The following is a 15,976-nucleotide window of genomic DNA, read 5'->3' on the forward strand; positions in this document are numbered from 1 at the left end:
CCCCCTAGTGTGTGATAATCTTACTTAAGAATTGTTGAGCACGTTCGGTTTTTGGTTGTTCAAAGAAGGCATCCTTTTGATCATCTTCAACAATTTGACCTGCATCCATAAAAATAACTCGATTAGCAACTTCTTTAGCGAAGCCCATTTCATGCGTCACAATCAAAGAAGTCATGTCACTTGCTGAAGTAATTCGTTTAATAACTTGTAAAACATCATCAATCATTTCTGGATCTAGCGCTGAGGTAGGTTCATCAAACAATAATAAACGTGGCTTCATGGCTAAAGAGCGAGCAATGGCAACTCGTTGTTTTTGTCCACCAGAAATCTGTGAAGGCATATTATTAGCTTTATCTTTTAAACCTACCATATCTAATAATTTAAAAGCGCGCTCGCGATTTTCTTCTTCGGACATTTTGAGTACTATTCGTGGTGCTAACATAATATTTTCCAAAACAGTCTTATTAGCATACAAATTAAAATGTTGAAAAACCATCCCGACATCCCGCCGTAAAATATCAAAATTAGTTTTAGGAGAAGATAAATCATGATTATTAACTATTAACTTCCCGCTTTGAATCCGTTCCAAACCATTAACTGTTCGAACTAATGTACTTTTCCCAGATCCTGAGGGACCTATCAAAACTACTGTTTCGCCCTTATCAATTTCCAGATTTATATCTGTCAAAGCATGAAAATGTCCATAATATTTTTGGACATCATGAAATTCGATCATTGACATTGTCATCGCCCCTTAGGTTTAGTTACTTTCTATTTTATACTTAACACCTAATATTAGGCAATTTTTTTAATAAAAAAATCTCATAAAATAATAAAATACAGCTTAATTTCTCATTATCTTTTGAAAAAAACATAATATTAAGAGCGATAAAGTGCTCGATAATTAAATCCGGGAACATTTTTAAACCATTTTTTAATTAATTGATTATATTCTCCATCTTGTTCCATTTCCCGAAGTGCTCGATTAATAGCACACACAAAGTCTTTTTGATTTTTATTAACTGCGACACCATAAGGTTCATAAGTAAAGGTACCATCAATTACGCGATAACCTGGATTTTGTACTGCCAAACCATATAAAATACTATTATCAGTGGTCAAAGCTTCTCCTTGACCAGATTTCAAAGCATTCATGGCCTGTGCATAATCTTGTAGCTCTAATACTTTAGCTTTAGGTGAAATTTTTTTAATATTTTCTGCGGAACTCGCTCCAACCACACCAATAACTGTATGTCCATTTAAATGGTGTGCATCTTTGATAGTCGAATTCTTAGGTATCAATAACGATTGTCCAGCATCAAAGTACGATTTGGAAAAATCAACTACCCTTTTACGCTCTGGAGTAATATTCATAGTTGCAATCATAGCATCAACATTACCGTTTTTCAGTAAGGGTGTCCGTGATTGTGAAGTTACAGTTAAAAACTTAGCCTGTCCCTTAGGACCTAAAATGTGTTTGGTTAAATGCCGAGCCATATCGACATCAAATCCTTTTTGTTGTCCATCGCGAACATCAATAAGGCCAAACAATTTTACGTCGCCCTTAACACCCCAAGTAATTGTCTTACTTTGACGCACATTTTCTAATACTGATTGTTGTGCCAAGCTTTTACCACATCCAGTTAAAATGAACAAACTGCATAGTAAAGCAAGAAAGACGCTCTTTTTCCTCATTAATGAACTCTCCTCGAATTTATCTAGCTTGAAAAATATATTTAGATGCAACTATCCAATTATATATTAATTCTAGTATAATATAATTAAATTTGCATGGGGTGTGAATATTGAAAACAATTAATAAATTTTTTAAATACATAACTTATTTTTTTATAACAGCAATGAGTTTATCCGCAACGTTAAAATTAATTTTTAACTTGATACAGGCTAAAGACCATTTTCTATCCGAAATATTAACTATTGTAATATATCTAACTATAATATGTATTTTATCAATGTTAATTTATTTTAATCACCCTAAAATTAGTAAAATTTTAGAAAACAATAATTTAAGAAAGTCGATTTATGCTGTTTGTCTCTGTATTTTGCTAATCTGGCAGGTAATTATGATTACTAACTTGACCACTTTTGTAGGTTGGGATCCGCAACAAACGCTTCTTTCTCTAGTTGCTAGACCCAAAATGGGAGGATGGTTGCATGAATATTTATCATATGATCCTAATAATCTAGCTTTATATTATTTATTTGCGTTTATTCAAAAGTTCTGTCATATATTTCATATTCCTTTTTCCATGTTTATTATTAATTATTTTAATATGTTCATTATTGATTTATCACTTATCCTATTATGTTGGGCTATTCGTATTTTAACTAATAAAATCTCTGCATTAATTGGTTTTGTCACAATCATTTTATTATTTGGCTTTTCACCTTGGATTATTGTTACCTATACGGATACATTATCGTTATTGCCCGTAAGCTTCGGAATTTTAGCTTTTGCACTATTAATAAAAAGAAAAAGTTATATTGCTGCTTTATTGTTAGGAATTGCTGGTAGCTTAAGTTACTTTGTTAAGCCATCCAGTGCTATTTACTATATAGCCGCAATAATTGTTCTCATTTTGACTAGTGGCTTTGATAAATCAGGCATCAGGCATCAGGCATCAGGCATCAGGCATCAGGCATCAGGCATCAGGCATCAGGCATCAGGCATCAGGCATCAGGCATCAGCTAATATTAACCACCATAACAGTTTTGTCAACGATAATTGTCAATTCTGGTTTGCAATTATTTAATACTCATCAGACAATGTATCCTATTGATTCACACCTCGCAACCTCACCAACACAATACTTAATGATGGGAGCTCAAGGAAACGGTGGCTACAGCTTAGAAGATGTACTTTCTAATATTAATGATCCTGACAAGCAAAGTTTACCTCGTAAAAATATTAATGAGTATTTAAATCGTGTACAGAAAATGGGAATTTTCGGTTATCCTAAATTTTTGGCTAACAAATTTTATCAAACTAATAGCGATGGATCTTTTGGATGGGGGACTGAAGGAGGCCCTGACTTTATTAATCAAAACACCCGTCCATATTCTGATGATTTTGGTGGACTTTTACGGCGTTTTTATTGGCCATTAGGAGATTTAGCTTACATCTTTTTCACAATAGCGCAAATGTCCTGGATTTTAATCACTATTTTATTAGTTTTATCTTTTAAAAAAATAGAACGACTAACTTTATTGACCAAAAATTGGCTTTATTTAACTATTATTGGCGCTAATGTGTTTCTATTATTATTTGAAGCCGGTAGAAGTAGATTTTTAATTCAATTTTTACCTGTATATATTATCCCCTTAACAATTGTTGTGACAGCTATACTGTATCCTCAAAATACAAAACTTACTTCTAATTAACTTTGAAGTGAGTTTTTTTATTATTATATTTTTTTACTATAACTTTTAGCGTATAATATTTAACGTTTTGTTATTTTCTAATTTGGGAGGATTGTGGAATGGATGATTTAAATCCAGATCGCAAAAAATTCATTAGTTGGCCAGTAGTGGCTTTAATGGATTTTGTTACAGTTATCGGTTTTGATGATATTATTTATAATTTTCAAAATCAGGGGCTAGCAGTTGTAACCACTTGGATTTTGATGCTCTTTGTGTTTGTTGTACCTTATGAAATGATTGTAGGACATTTGGGTTCAGTCTTTAATCATGATGGTGGCGGCATGACTTCCTGGGTTCGCCATACTAGTGGCGATTTATGGGGCTATATTTGTGCTTGGACTTACTGGGTCTCTGGCTTGCCTTATATTGTTGATGTGGCTAATTCTATGGTTATTTCTTTTGGATGGATGATTTATGGTAATAATTCTCTATCTGACAAAATGAGTAATGCCATGTTTGCTTTATTAACTGCTGTTATCTTTACAATTTTTATTTTTGTTGAACATCGTCTGAAAAATGCTCTCCAAATTTTCAGTGTTATTGGTGGTGGGGCCATGTTTATTATGACTATTTTATATGTCATTATGACTATTGTTTACTTAGGTAAGGGCGGAGCTCCGCATACTCAGCCTTTTAATGTACAATCTTTCATCCCGCATGTAGATATGAAGTATTTAGGCTCTTTTGCCTTAATCATTTTTGCTATGAATGGCTCAGAATTTGCAGCACCTTATGTCACTGAAATGAAAGACGCTAAACACGATTTTCCTAAAGCTATGTGGATGTTGGCCATTATGACTGGTTTTTTAACTGTTCTGGGCTCATTTTCTTTAGGAATCTTTTTCAATGCACATCATTTACCTAATGACCTCAAAATGAATGGTTCTTATTATGCCTTTCAAAAGATGGGTGCTGAATTTGGCTGTGGTCAATTCTTTCTCTATGCTTTTGCAATTACACAAGCTATTTATATGATGGCCCAGCTAGCAGTCCTTTTAGATGGTGGCACGCGCATGTTTCTTTCTGATACAGCCAAAAAATATTTACCAGCTGGATTAACTAAATTGGATAATCGTGGTCTACCTATTAATGGCTATTGGCTGACAACTGCTATTTGTACTTTTATTATGGTTGCTAGTGCAACTTTGCCTAATATGAATTCTATCTTTAATCAGTTATTAAATCTCAACGGCATTGTTTCACCTTATACAACTTGCTTCTTGTTCTCATCTTTTATTTTAGTTCGACTGCATGATGATAAATATCCAACAGACTTTGTTTATATTAAAAATAACAAATTAGCTGTTGCTGTCGGAGTTTGGTGCTTTGCCATCACTTTCTTATTTGCTACTTTAGGCATTTGGCCCGTCGATGAAAAACCTGGAACACCAACTTTTTATCACGTCTTAGCTCTAAATATTATTGAACCATTAGTGATGCTGGTTATTGGCGCTGTTTTACCACTGATTGCCAAATATCAACGAGAACATTCACATAATTAACCAAAGCAACCTTTTGAGGGTTGCTTTTTTAGTTAATTAGTTGCATATTGCCAATAGAAGTTCAATTTATTAAGGAGCAAATTTTTGGAAGAAAACAATCAAGTTATTATTGCTGGCGTTAGTCACTTACAAACAGACTTTGACTACTCAATGGCAGAATTGGCCCAATTAGTCGCAGCCAACAATCTCAAAGTAGTTGACCAAATCAGACAACAAATAGATCAAATTAACAATAAAACCTATTTTGGTTCAGGAAAAGTTCAAGAAATTAAGCAACTGGCTCAATACCATAATGTGTCTTTAATAATTGTTAACGATGAATTGTCACCTGCGCAAGTCCGCAATTTAGAAAAAGCAACCCAATTGCACTTTTTAGATCGTACAGAACTTATTTTGCAAGTTTTCGCGCAAAGAGCCCATAGTCGTCAAGCCCAACTACAAGTAGCTATTGCTCAATTGCAATATCAATTACCGCGCATTCATCCTTCGGGTAATCCTTTAGATCAACAACGAGGCCAAAGTGGTTTAGCCAATCGTGGTGCTGGTGAAAGCAAGCTAGAGCTCAATCGTCGCACTATTCGCCAACAGATTACTAAATTAAAACAAGAATTGCGCCACGTTGAACAAACTCTAAATACGCAAGGTGCAAGACGACAAAATTCAAAATTACCACAAGTGGCCTTAGTTGGATATACTAATGCAGGCAAATCTACTACTTTAAATGGCATACTCGATTTAGTTGCCGATAAAAATAGTAAAAAAGTTTTTGTTAAAGATCAGCTTTTTGCTACGTTGGATACTTCCATTCGCAAAATTACTTTGCCCCAAAAGCCCAGCTTTTTATTATCTGATACTGTGGGATTTGTCAGCAAATTACCGCACAATTTAATTGAAGCTTTTCAATCCACACTTGCTGAGGCGAAAAATGCAGATCTTTTAGTACAAGTAATTGATGCTTCCGATTCTCATCGAGAACAAATGATGCAAACTACACAACAAACATTAAGTGAAATTGGTATTACTAATAAACCCATGATTTATGCTTATAATAAAGCGGATCAAACCTCAGACTTTCAAGGACCGCAAGTTATTGGTAATAATATTTATTATTCTGCATTGCAAGAAAGCTCTTTGAAAACTTTAATTGAATTAATTTATCAAAAATTATTCTCCAATTATCGAGTAATAAAAGTGCTGATTCCTTACAGTAGCTCTCAATTAAATCAATCTATTAATCAACTTGTCATTCAAAACCAATCCTACACTAATGAAGGCACTATTTATCAATTGCTAGTGAGCCCTACAGATTATGAATCTTTGACTGAATACCAAATTGATTAAGCTAATAAATCCATGGGAGATAATTATTTTTTTTTAATTTTGGTATTTACTTTTAATTATGAACATTGTAAACTAAGTACAATATTTAATAATGAGGAGAGGTTCAAATGAAATTTAATAAATTTTTAGTTGCTGGAGCCACTGTTTTATTAAGTGCCAGTGCACTAGTAGGATGTGGATCTTCATCCTCCAAAGCACAAGCACCAAAAAGCACAGTGAGAATATCTGCATCAGATGTCATTGCGACGATGGATTCATCTATGAACACTGATGTTATTGGCGCTCAAAATCTTACTAATACAATGGAAGGCTTATACCGTTATAAGGGTAAAGATATTAAACCTGCGATTGCTACCAAGGTGGTTAAACCAACTAATAATGGTTTGACTTATACTTTTCCTTTACGGACCAATGCTAAATGGAGTAATGGTGATCCTGTAACCGCGGATGATTTTGTTTATGCCTGGCGGCGAACAGTCAATCCTAAAACCAAATCTCAATATGCTTATATCTATGAAGGCATTGCCAATGCCAAAGATATCACAGCTGGTAAAAAACCGGTCGATTCTTTAGGTGTTAAAGCTTTAGATAAACATACTTTCCAAGTAACACTAGAAAAACCTATTCCTTACTTTGATCAATTAATGACCTCTTCAACATTCTATCCACAAAATCCTAAAAATGTTGATAAATGGGGCAAAAAATATGGTACCAATTCTAAGACTTTAGTCTTCAACGGTCCTTATAAATTAGCTAAATGGAATGGCCCAGACAATAGTTGGACTGAGGTTAAAAACAATAGTTATTGGAATGCAAAAGATGTCAAAGTAAAGACAATTCAGTATCAAGTAGTTAAAGATGCCTCTACCGCCTTGAATTTATATCAATCTAATAAGTTAGACCGTGTTAATTTAACAGGCGATACTTCCAAGCAAATGAAGGGATCTAAGGGCTACAGTATTCAAAAACAAAATTCTACTTTCTATATTGAAATGAACGAAAAGAAAAATGAACTTTTTAAAAACCAAAAGATTCGCCAAGCTCTTTCTTTAGCAATCAATCGTGAACAATTAACTAAGAAAGTCTTAGGTAATGGAACTACTCCTGCACATTCATTTACTCCATCTAATATGTCATTTGATCCTCAAAACAAGAGTAAGGACTTCACATCTGAAACTGCTAAAACCGGCAAAGCTAATACTACTTATGATGTAGCTAAAGCGAAGAAGCTTTGGAAAGAAGGATTGGCTGAAACAGGTAATACTGGTAAAAAGTTCAACTTAACCCTATTAGGTGATGATACTGATATTTCTAAACAGCAAAATGAATTCTTACAAAATCAATTAGAAAAATTGCCTGGTCTAAAAGTAACCTTGAATAATGTTCCTTTCAAGAGCAGATTGTCTAGATCAACCAGTGGTGACTTCGATATGGTAGTAACTGGTTGGAATGCCGACTTTCCTGATCCAATCAATTTCTTAACTCTCTTTACAACAGGAGCAAGTAATAATAAAGGAAATTGGTCAAATGCTGAATACGATTCTTTAGTTAATAAGAGTATGAATGAAGATGCTAATAATCCTGCGGCACGTTGGAAAGATATGGTTGATGCTCAAAATGTCGCCAATGAGCAACAAGGTGTTATTCCCCTATATCAAAATGGTGCAGCTTTCATGACTCATTCACGTGTTAAGGATTTGGATTACGGCCCATCAGGCAGTTATAACATGGTTTCACTTCGTGTTAAAGATTAATTAACTCAGTAATAAAAGCGAAGTTCAAATAAACATTAAGCTTCGCTTTTATTTTGTTTATAAAGGAGACGGCCACAATGACCAAATATATAATTAAACGTGTTTTTTATATGATTTTGACCTTGTTAATCGTCGCCAGTGTAACGTTTTTCATGATGAAAATGATGCCCGGAACTCCTTTTACCAATCAGGATAAATTATCGGCAGCCCAACTAAAAATCATGAATCAACAATATGGGTTGAATAAACCTATCTGGCAACAATATCTTATTTACATGGTGAACCTATTACATGGCGATTTTGGAACTTCCTTCCAATTCAATAACCAACCCGTAGCTTCCTTAATTATGACTCGCTTGCAGCCTTCAATGTTAATCGGAGCTCAAGCGATGATTATCGGCTCAATTTTAGGAATTTTATTAGGTGCCATTGCTGCTATCAATAAAAATACTTGGATTGATAGTTTGGCAACTTTCGTTTCTATTTTGGGAATCTCTGTTCCTAGTTTTGTTTTAGGTGTTTTGCTTCAATTTTATTTGGCCTTTAAATGGCATATGTTCCCTATCGCTCTTTGGAATGGCTGGCAGTCTAGTATTTTACCGTCAATTGCCTTAGCAGTTTCTCCCCTTGCCCAAATTGCTCGCTTCATGCGGACAGAAATGGTTGATGTTTTAAATAGTGATTATATCGAACTTTCCAAGGCCAAAGGGAATACTCGCTGGCAAACAGTAGTTAAACATACTTTGAGAAATTCTTTAATTCCTGTTATCACTATTATCGGACCATTAACTGCCAACATTCTTACTGGTTCGCTAGTTGTTGAAAATATCTTCTCTATTCCTGGAATTGGTGAACAATTTGTCAAGTCAATCATGACTAATGATTATCCAACAATTATGGGACTTACAATTTTCTACTCTATTATGTTTATGGTTATGTTATTGATTACTGATATCTTGTATAGCATTATCGACCCACGAATTCGGCTCACCAATAAGGAGGGTAACTAATTATGGCTGATATTAAAATTACTGCTGATAGCTTCAAGAAAATCACCAGCGATCAATCAGAAAATCAAGAAAAAATTAGCGCACCTTCATTAACCTTCTTTCAAGATGCTGTGCGCCGTTTGCGGAAAGACAAAGTGGCCGTGGTTTCCTTCTTTGTTCTTGTAATTATCATGATTATTGCTTTTGCAGCGCCCATTTTATCACCACATGATCCTAATTCCCAAAATCCGGATTATGCCAATTTACCACCAAGAATAGCTAATACTAACATTCCTGGATTTCGTGGACGCATTAAAAATAGTGCTGGGATTGTAACGAATCCATATGAAATTAACAATGTTCCTAAGAATCGCACTTATGTCTTGGGTACTGATTATCTGGGACGTGATTTATTTTCTCGAATTCTTTATGGTACTCGTCTATCTTTAATAATTGCTTTTATTGCTACTTTGGTTGATTTAATTATTGGTTTGCCTTATGGTATTATTTCCGGTTGGAAAGGTGGCACGGTTGATTTAGTTTTGCAACGTATCATTGAAATTATTTCTTCAGTGCCTAACTTAATCGTTGCTATCTTGCTGTTGTTAGTTTTGAAACCTGGACTAACCTCTATTATTTTAGCTATTGCTTTTAGTAGTTGGGTTACCATGGCGCGACTGATTCGAGCCCAAACCTTGCAGCTCAAAGAACAAGAGTATATCTTAGCTTCAATCACTATTGGCGAATCGCCCTGGCGGATTGCTCGTAAACATTTGATTCCTAACCTATCTTCAACCATTATTATTCAGACAATGTTTTCTATTCCGAGTGCAATTTTCTTTGAAGCTTTCTTAAGCTTTATTGGAATTGGTATTCCAGCACCTAATGCTTCTTTAGGAACCTTGTTATCCGATGGTCAAAAGGCTTTCCGTTTCTTGCCTTATCAAATGTGGTATCCAGCCTTAGTTCTTTGTATTTTGATGATTGCATTCAACTTATTCGCTGATGGCTTACGCGATGCCTTTGATCCAAAATCTGAATAGGAGGTTAAAATAATGGCACATGAAATTCTCGAAGTAAATAATCTTAAAATTAATTTTAAAACTTATGCTGGTACAGTGCAGGCAATTCGTGACGTTAGCTTTAACCTTAAAAAAGGCGAAACGTTGGCTATTGTTGGTGAATCTGGTTCTGGTAAATCTGTTACTACTAGAAGTATTATGGGGTTGTTAGCGCCAAATGCCCAAGTAGTCAGTGGTGAGATTAAATACAAGGGTCAGGATTTATTAAAAGAAAGTGAAAAGCAAATGGATGATCATCGCGGTAATGATATTGCTATGATTTTCCAAGATCCAATGACCTCGCTGGATCCAACTATGCCCATTGGTAAACAAGTTGCTGAACCACTTTTAATTCATGGCAAAATTTCTAAAGAAAAAGCCCTCAAACGGGCTCAAGAAGTCCTAGAATTAGTTGGTATTCCAAATGCAGCTGCACGGATGAAAGATTATCCTCACCAATTTTCTGGTGGTCAACGCCAAAGAATTGTGATTGCGATTGCTATAGTCAATTATCCGGAAATTTTAATTGCAGATGAACCCACTACAGCATTAGATGTGACTGTTCAAGCACAAATTATTGATCTTATGCGCGAACTACAAGAAAAATTAGAAACTTCAATTATTTTTATTACTCATGATTTGGGTGTCGTTGCTGGAATTGCTGATCGTGTTGCAGTTATGTACGCGGGCAAAATTGTAGAGTACGGAACGGTGGATGATATCTTTTATAAGCCACAGCATCCATATACTTGGGGCTTACTAAGCTCCATGCCTACTTTAGACATCGGCAATGGTAAACTAGCCTCTATTCCAGGTACTCCTCCTGACTTGTTAGATCCACCTAAGGGTGATGCGTTTGCTCCTCGTAATCCTTATGCTATGAAAATCGATTTAGAAGCACAGCCACCATTTTTCAAAGTGAGTCCTACACATTATGCTGCTACGTGGTTATTGCACCCAGATGCACCTAAAGTGGCTCCTCCTGCAGCTATTCAAAAGCGTTCCGAAGAATATGACCGTTTAATTAAAGCTGGCCAAGTAGAAAATACAGCCGAAGGAGGATTGAATTAAAATGACAACTGCCAAAAAAATTGTGCAAGTTCAACATCTTAAACAATATTTCAGTCCTGGAAAGCCTAATGAAGTCAAAGCTGTCGATGATATCAGTTTTGATATTTATGAAGGTGAAACTTTCGGACTTGTAGGTGAATCAGGTTCTGGTAAAAGTACTACCGGTCGGAGTATCATTCGTCTTTACAATCCTACTAGCGGCAAAATTATGTTTGATGGTAAAGATATCAGCAAAATCAAAAGTCATAGCAAGCAGATGTTGGAATTTCGCCGAGAAATGCAGATGATTTTTCAAGATCCATATGCTTCTTTAGATCCCCGAATGAAGGTCAAAGATATTATTGCTGAAGGCTTAGATGTGCACCATTTAGTTAAAAATGATCAAGAACGCGATGCTCGGGTGGAAGAATTGCTTCAAATTGTTGGTCTCAATCCAGATCATGCTACCCGTTATCCACATGAGTTTTCTGGCGGACAACGTCAAAGAATTGGTATTGCTCGAGCATTAGCAGTTGATCCCAAGTTTATTATTGCTGATGAGCCTATTTCAGCTTTGGACGTTTCTATTCAAGCGCAAGTCGTTAATCTAATGAAAGATATTCAGCGTAAAAAGAACCTCACTTATCTTTTCATTGCCCATGATTTATCCATGGTTAAATACATCAGTGATCGAATTGCCGTCATGCACCAAGGACGTCTGATGGAATTAGGAACAGCCGATGAAGTCTATAATCATCCCCTTCATCCTTACACTAAAAGCTTGTTGTCAGCTGTTCCTTTACCTGATCCAGAATTGGAACGCAAACGTGAGCGAATTCCTTATGATGCTTCTGTAGAACAAAGTGGAACTGAAGAACGTAAACTCAGAGAAATCGTTCCTGGTCATTTTGTCTATAGCACTAAAGATGAAGTTGATGAATATCGCGAAGCTGAAATCATTAATAACTAATAAAAAGCAGATACTTTAAAAGTATCTGCTTTTTTGTCATTTTTTTGCCGGACTATTTTTACAATTTCGAATCTAGATACTATTAGTTACTGACCAATTCAAAGTAGTACTATAGTGACCTAGTTGAGGATTATTTAAACCATTTTTTAAAAAAATACCCGCAACTTGTTGTTTATTTACCCACCAAGAATCGGCTAAGTGATTATTAACATTAGTATTAGAAACATTAGCCGGTAAAACTTTATTAAAAATGACAGTGTCATTGGTCGTATTCAAATTTTGTTCGGTACTATTACTCCCCGACGCTTTATAAAAAAGAGAATTATATAGTATATGACCTTGATTATTTTCTAATTCATTTTGTAATTTAACTGACACTGCTAATTTATTATTAGGTATTTGCGTATATTCTAATTGCAAATTTTGTTGCACTTCATCTCTATTAGAGATAAAATATGGAGCTTTGCCCTTGTTATTAAGAATATGCTTCCCAAAATCCATCAAATTAGGGACCGTTAATCTCAATAAATATACATTCCCTAATTGTAAATTCCTAGTTGTGCCTAAGTCTAAACTATCCAAAATACCGTCATTATCAAAATTAGTCTGCAGTTGAACTGGTGCCAAATTAAGGTCTTTTTGTCCATAATCAATCTCAATTCCTTGTTCAACTTTAAAAGTTGTATTGACTGGAAAATATCCATTAACAGCAATTTGATCAAAATCACTGGCCTGATAATTAGTGTCATATTTAATACTTTGAGTTTGCTGTTTGTTTCCTGCACTAACTGTCAAACGCAAATCATTAGTTAACCTTATTCCTGGTGAATCTGCTGCTGATGCCGTTTTATTATCACGTGACAATGTGAAATTGTCGACTTTTGCTGTTTTATTTTTAGCAGTAAAAATATTAGCTTCAGTATACTTACCAGATGCGATGACCGCTGGATTTTTATACCCATTTTCATTACTGGCAATTTTAGTATGACCTTTATCAAGTAATTTATTACCTGCGTATGCTGGCACATTAATAACATCATAAAAATAATTTAATAAACTATTTTCAGGAATTTTACCACTACTATCTGTATCAAAGATAGGACTTTGGCTTTGCTTATCATCTTGACCATAAAATTTATAATTATGTTTTTGTGGCGTTGCTGTTACGCCTTCACTAGCTGGTATTTTCCACACTAGCTGATTCACATCTTTATTAGGCGTCATAGAAAATTCATTAAATGCTTGACTAACCGGAGGAACCAGCATTTCATTATTAGCCGGATCCATATATCCATAAATTGATAACTTTTTTGCATCCGGATTTACATCTTGATATTGGAGTGGTATTTGTAAGTCATCACCCAAAGCATAAACTTTTTTACCTTTAGTTTTATCCAAATTAAGAGATAAATTACTTAATCTAATTTGGCGAACGGTTGATGCTTGAAAGTTATTAACAGCCATCACCTTTAGAATATCTGAGGGAGCAAAGTTTGTGATTTTATTTTTAGGATTATTACGATTGTAATTATCAATTAGTAAATTAATATCATTAATATTAAAGGTATTTCCCTGCCAACTGATAACGTGCGGATCAGTAACGTATTTCCAAGGCGTCGCTAAATCAGCTCCAGGTTTACTGCGGTTAGGCAAGTTATTGACACTACTCTCAAACCAGTCCACCTTATCTGGCTCAATCGGGGTCAACTGTACTGGTGGATTAAGCATTGTTTTCTTTGGATCGACAGAATCTTTGTCTGGATTAATCTCTGTTGTAGTTCCTAGGTCAATCTCTTGTCCTTGATGTTGCAAGACTACCCGAATTTGTGTATCCGTTAAAGGGCTTGTATCATTAGGCTCTTTGTTTGATATCGTTCCTGTAATTCCTTTTTGTTGGGGCTCAATTGTTTTAAAAGTGTCTGATAATTCGGGACCATTAATGCTAGTTACATCAATTTGTCCAAATTCATTAAAATTATTACTATTACCAATCTGCAATTGTTGAAGAACTGTTTGTAACTTTTTTAATTCATTACTGGTTGTCTGTGCCTGCAAAAATGCATCATTGGCTTCAGTTGTTAAATTAGTTCTTATAAAGGGTAAATTCAAATACTGAAAAGGAACATCTTGCAATACAACCCCATTGCCAGATGCAGTAGCTTTAATATCATGCATTTCTATGTTTCCGTTTCCAGAAACTAAATTAGAATCATCATTAGGTCGTACTATTTTTAGTCTTTTGGGTTTATAAACCATCACTTTGAAGTTACCTGCACTAGAAATCATGTTTACTTTTCCTGTGGCATTTGGTGCACTCATATCAAAAACACCATTTTTATCGACTAAAATATTGGAATTGGAACCAATTTCTAGCAAATTAATATTACTATCACCTAAGTTAGAAGCTAAAATTTTCATTGAACCATCATTAATATCCGCTAAACCGCCAACAATATTAATAATACTATTTTTACGCTTACCATCACTATTTAAATTAATTTGAGCGTTAGAATCATGATCATATACAATTTTACTGTTGGAACCTAACATCTTAATTGCTACAGCGATATTGGCATGAGTCGTGTCAGAAAACGTAAATCCTTTAGTCATCATATCGTCACTAGTATCTATTAAACCTTTATCCGCCGCCGGAATATAATCAGCTAACGACTTCTGTCCTTCAGACGGATCTCTGGCATCAGTACTGATATTTAAAATACTATCTTTACCCATTTCAATTTTTGAATTATCATCTGACAAATAAAGTCCTGTAGCTTTTTTATAACCCCAATCTTTCCAATCTTCGGCCTCCATGACAATTGATTTCCCATTACGATAGCCATTACCAGTATTGGGATATAAATTTACATTGGCATTCTTTTCCAGTTTAGCATTTCCTGTTAGATATAATGCTGTTCCCGCATAAGTGTACCCGTTATACACACTATCTGCTCCAAAAGTAACATTATGAACTTCCATATTTTGTTGGCCTTCTCGAGCATTAGTCGCAGTACCTTGACATCTATATAAGTTACCATCTGGACCATTATAGGTATACAAAGAAAAAGCATTTACTGTTCCATAAGTGGTTATATTAACATCGCCATTACTGTATAAAAATTGCGCCCCATAATAATTAACATCCCGAAAAATTTCATGAGTCCACCCTGAATTATTTTCAGCTCGAATAAATCCCAAATAAGTAGAACCATATAAAGTGACATTATTCACCTCAATACTGACATTTAAACTATCACTAGTTTCAATATAAAAATTACCAGCATTAATATAATGTCCTTGTCCATCAATTGTTAGTTTATTTTCAAAACTCGGCCGCCTGATAGTCATATAAAGGCTGTCACCATCACCACCATTATGATTATTATAAATAGACCCACCTGGTAAATTCAGTCTACTCATCCGTCCATTAGTGGGATTTTTCACTTGAATATCTGGAATCGTCTTATCAGATCTTAGTGAAACAATATCAATATCTTTGACTAAAACAATTTTAGTAATGTCAGAATCTTTAACAGATCTATTAGTATTAGCGCGCTCATAGTTAACTCCATATCCATAGACCGCATGCATAAATTGCTTGCTATTGCGAACATAGGCAATTTTACCGCCAGCAGGATTCGCTTCTAAAACAAAGTCTCCTGTATCAGGCCAATTAAAATCATTTTCCGTTTTAGGAACTGCTGATTTTGTGAGTAATTTATTAGAGTTATTATTCAAAGGTGTCTGCGCTTGTAATAAATTGGTTTGCGTACCTAAGACATTATTAATACTAAGATTATCGGATTTTACAATTGATGCTGCTTGAACTGTTTTAACTTGAACAAGCATTAATAAAACTAAGATTATC

At 34.7% G+C, this 15,976-nt stretch carries 11 protein-coding genes; 8 read left to right on the plus strand and 3 right to left on the minus strand.

What is annotated here, in order from left to right; all coding sequences use genetic code 11:
• Positions 1–4: 4 nt before the first annotated feature.
• Both DS830_RS06405 and DS830_RS06410 read right to left on the minus strand, forming a co-directional pair.
• Complete coding sequence (locus tag DS830_RS06405) at positions 5–742, minus strand: amino acid ABC transporter ATP-binding protein (protein ID WP_118900536.1); 738 nt, start codon at positions 740–742, stop codon at positions 5–7.
• A gap of 137 nt (positions 743–879) precedes the next feature.
• Entirely contained in the window at positions 880–1,695 is an 816-nt protein-coding gene (locus DS830_RS06410; RefSeq protein WP_118908702.1) for a transporter substrate-binding domain-containing protein, read from the minus strand.
• A 912-nt stretch (positions 1,696–2,607) separates the two neighbouring features.
• Here DS830_RS06410 and DS830_RS06420 point away from each other — a divergent pair.
• The 8 genes from DS830_RS06420 to DS830_RS06455 all read left to right on the plus strand — a co-directional run bounded on the left by DS830_RS06420 (position 2,608) and on the right by DS830_RS06455 (position 12,108).
• A complete protein-coding gene (locus DS830_RS06420) occupies positions 2,608–3,402 on the plus strand; it encodes a glycosyltransferase family protein (RefSeq protein ID WP_205526775.1) in 795 nt (264 codons plus the stop codon).
• Positions 3,403–3,500: 98 nt separating this feature from the next.
• Positions 3,501–4,943: an APC family permease gene (locus tag DS830_RS06425; RefSeq protein ID WP_118900531.1), complete on the plus strand. Its 1,443-nt coding sequence runs from the start codon at positions 3,501–3,503 to the stop codon at positions 4,941–4,943.
• An 84-nt stretch (positions 4,944–5,027) separates the two neighbouring features.
• Complete coding sequence (gene hflX / locus DS830_RS06430; RefSeq protein ID WP_118908705.1) at positions 5,028–6,284, plus strand: GTPase HflX; 1,257 nt, start codon at positions 5,028–5,030, stop codon at positions 6,282–6,284.
• A gap of 107 nt (positions 6,285–6,391) precedes the next feature.
• Positions 6,392–8,038, plus strand: a complete 1,647-nt coding sequence (locus tag DS830_RS06435; RefSeq protein WP_118908706.1) for a peptide ABC transporter substrate-binding protein — start codon at positions 6,392–6,394, stop codon at positions 8,036–8,038.
• A 77-nt stretch (positions 8,039–8,115) separates the two neighbouring features.
• The gene (gene opp3b, locus DS830_RS06440; RefSeq protein ID WP_118900525.1) at positions 8,116–9,048 is read left to right on the plus strand and encodes an oligopeptide ABC transporter permease; all 933 of its coding nucleotides are present in this window, start codon (positions 8,116–8,118) and stop codon (positions 9,046–9,048) included.
• Between the two features lie 2 nt (positions 9,049–9,050).
• Complete coding sequence (locus DS830_RS06445; protein ID WP_118900523.1) at positions 9,051–10,070, plus strand: ABC transporter permease; 1,020 nt, start codon at positions 9,051–9,053, stop codon at positions 10,068–10,070.
• A gap of 12 nt (positions 10,071–10,082) precedes the next feature.
• Positions 10,083–11,159, plus strand: coding sequence for an ABC transporter ATP-binding protein (locus DS830_RS06450; RefSeq protein ID WP_118908707.1), 1,077 nt, complete (start codon positions 10,083–10,085; stop codon positions 11,157–11,159).
• A 1-nt stretch (position 11,160) separates the two neighbouring features.
• Complete coding sequence (locus tag DS830_RS06455; protein WP_118900519.1) at positions 11,161–12,108, plus strand: ABC transporter ATP-binding protein; 948 nt, start codon at positions 11,161–11,163, stop codon at positions 12,106–12,108.
• A gap of 72 nt (positions 12,109–12,180) precedes the next feature.
• On the opposite strand, the gene DS830_RS06460 is transcribed toward DS830_RS06455, so the two are convergent.
• Entirely contained in the window at positions 12,181–15,957 is a 3,777-nt protein-coding gene (locus DS830_RS06460; protein ID WP_205526776.1) for a pectate lyase-like adhesive domain-containing protein, read from the minus strand.
• Positions 15,958–15,976: the final 19 nt, after the last annotated feature.

Source organism: Bombilactobacillus bombi, from assembly GCF_003522965.1.
GTDB lineage: Bacteria > Bacillota > Bacilli > Lactobacillales > Lactobacillaceae > Bombilactobacillus > Bombilactobacillus bombi.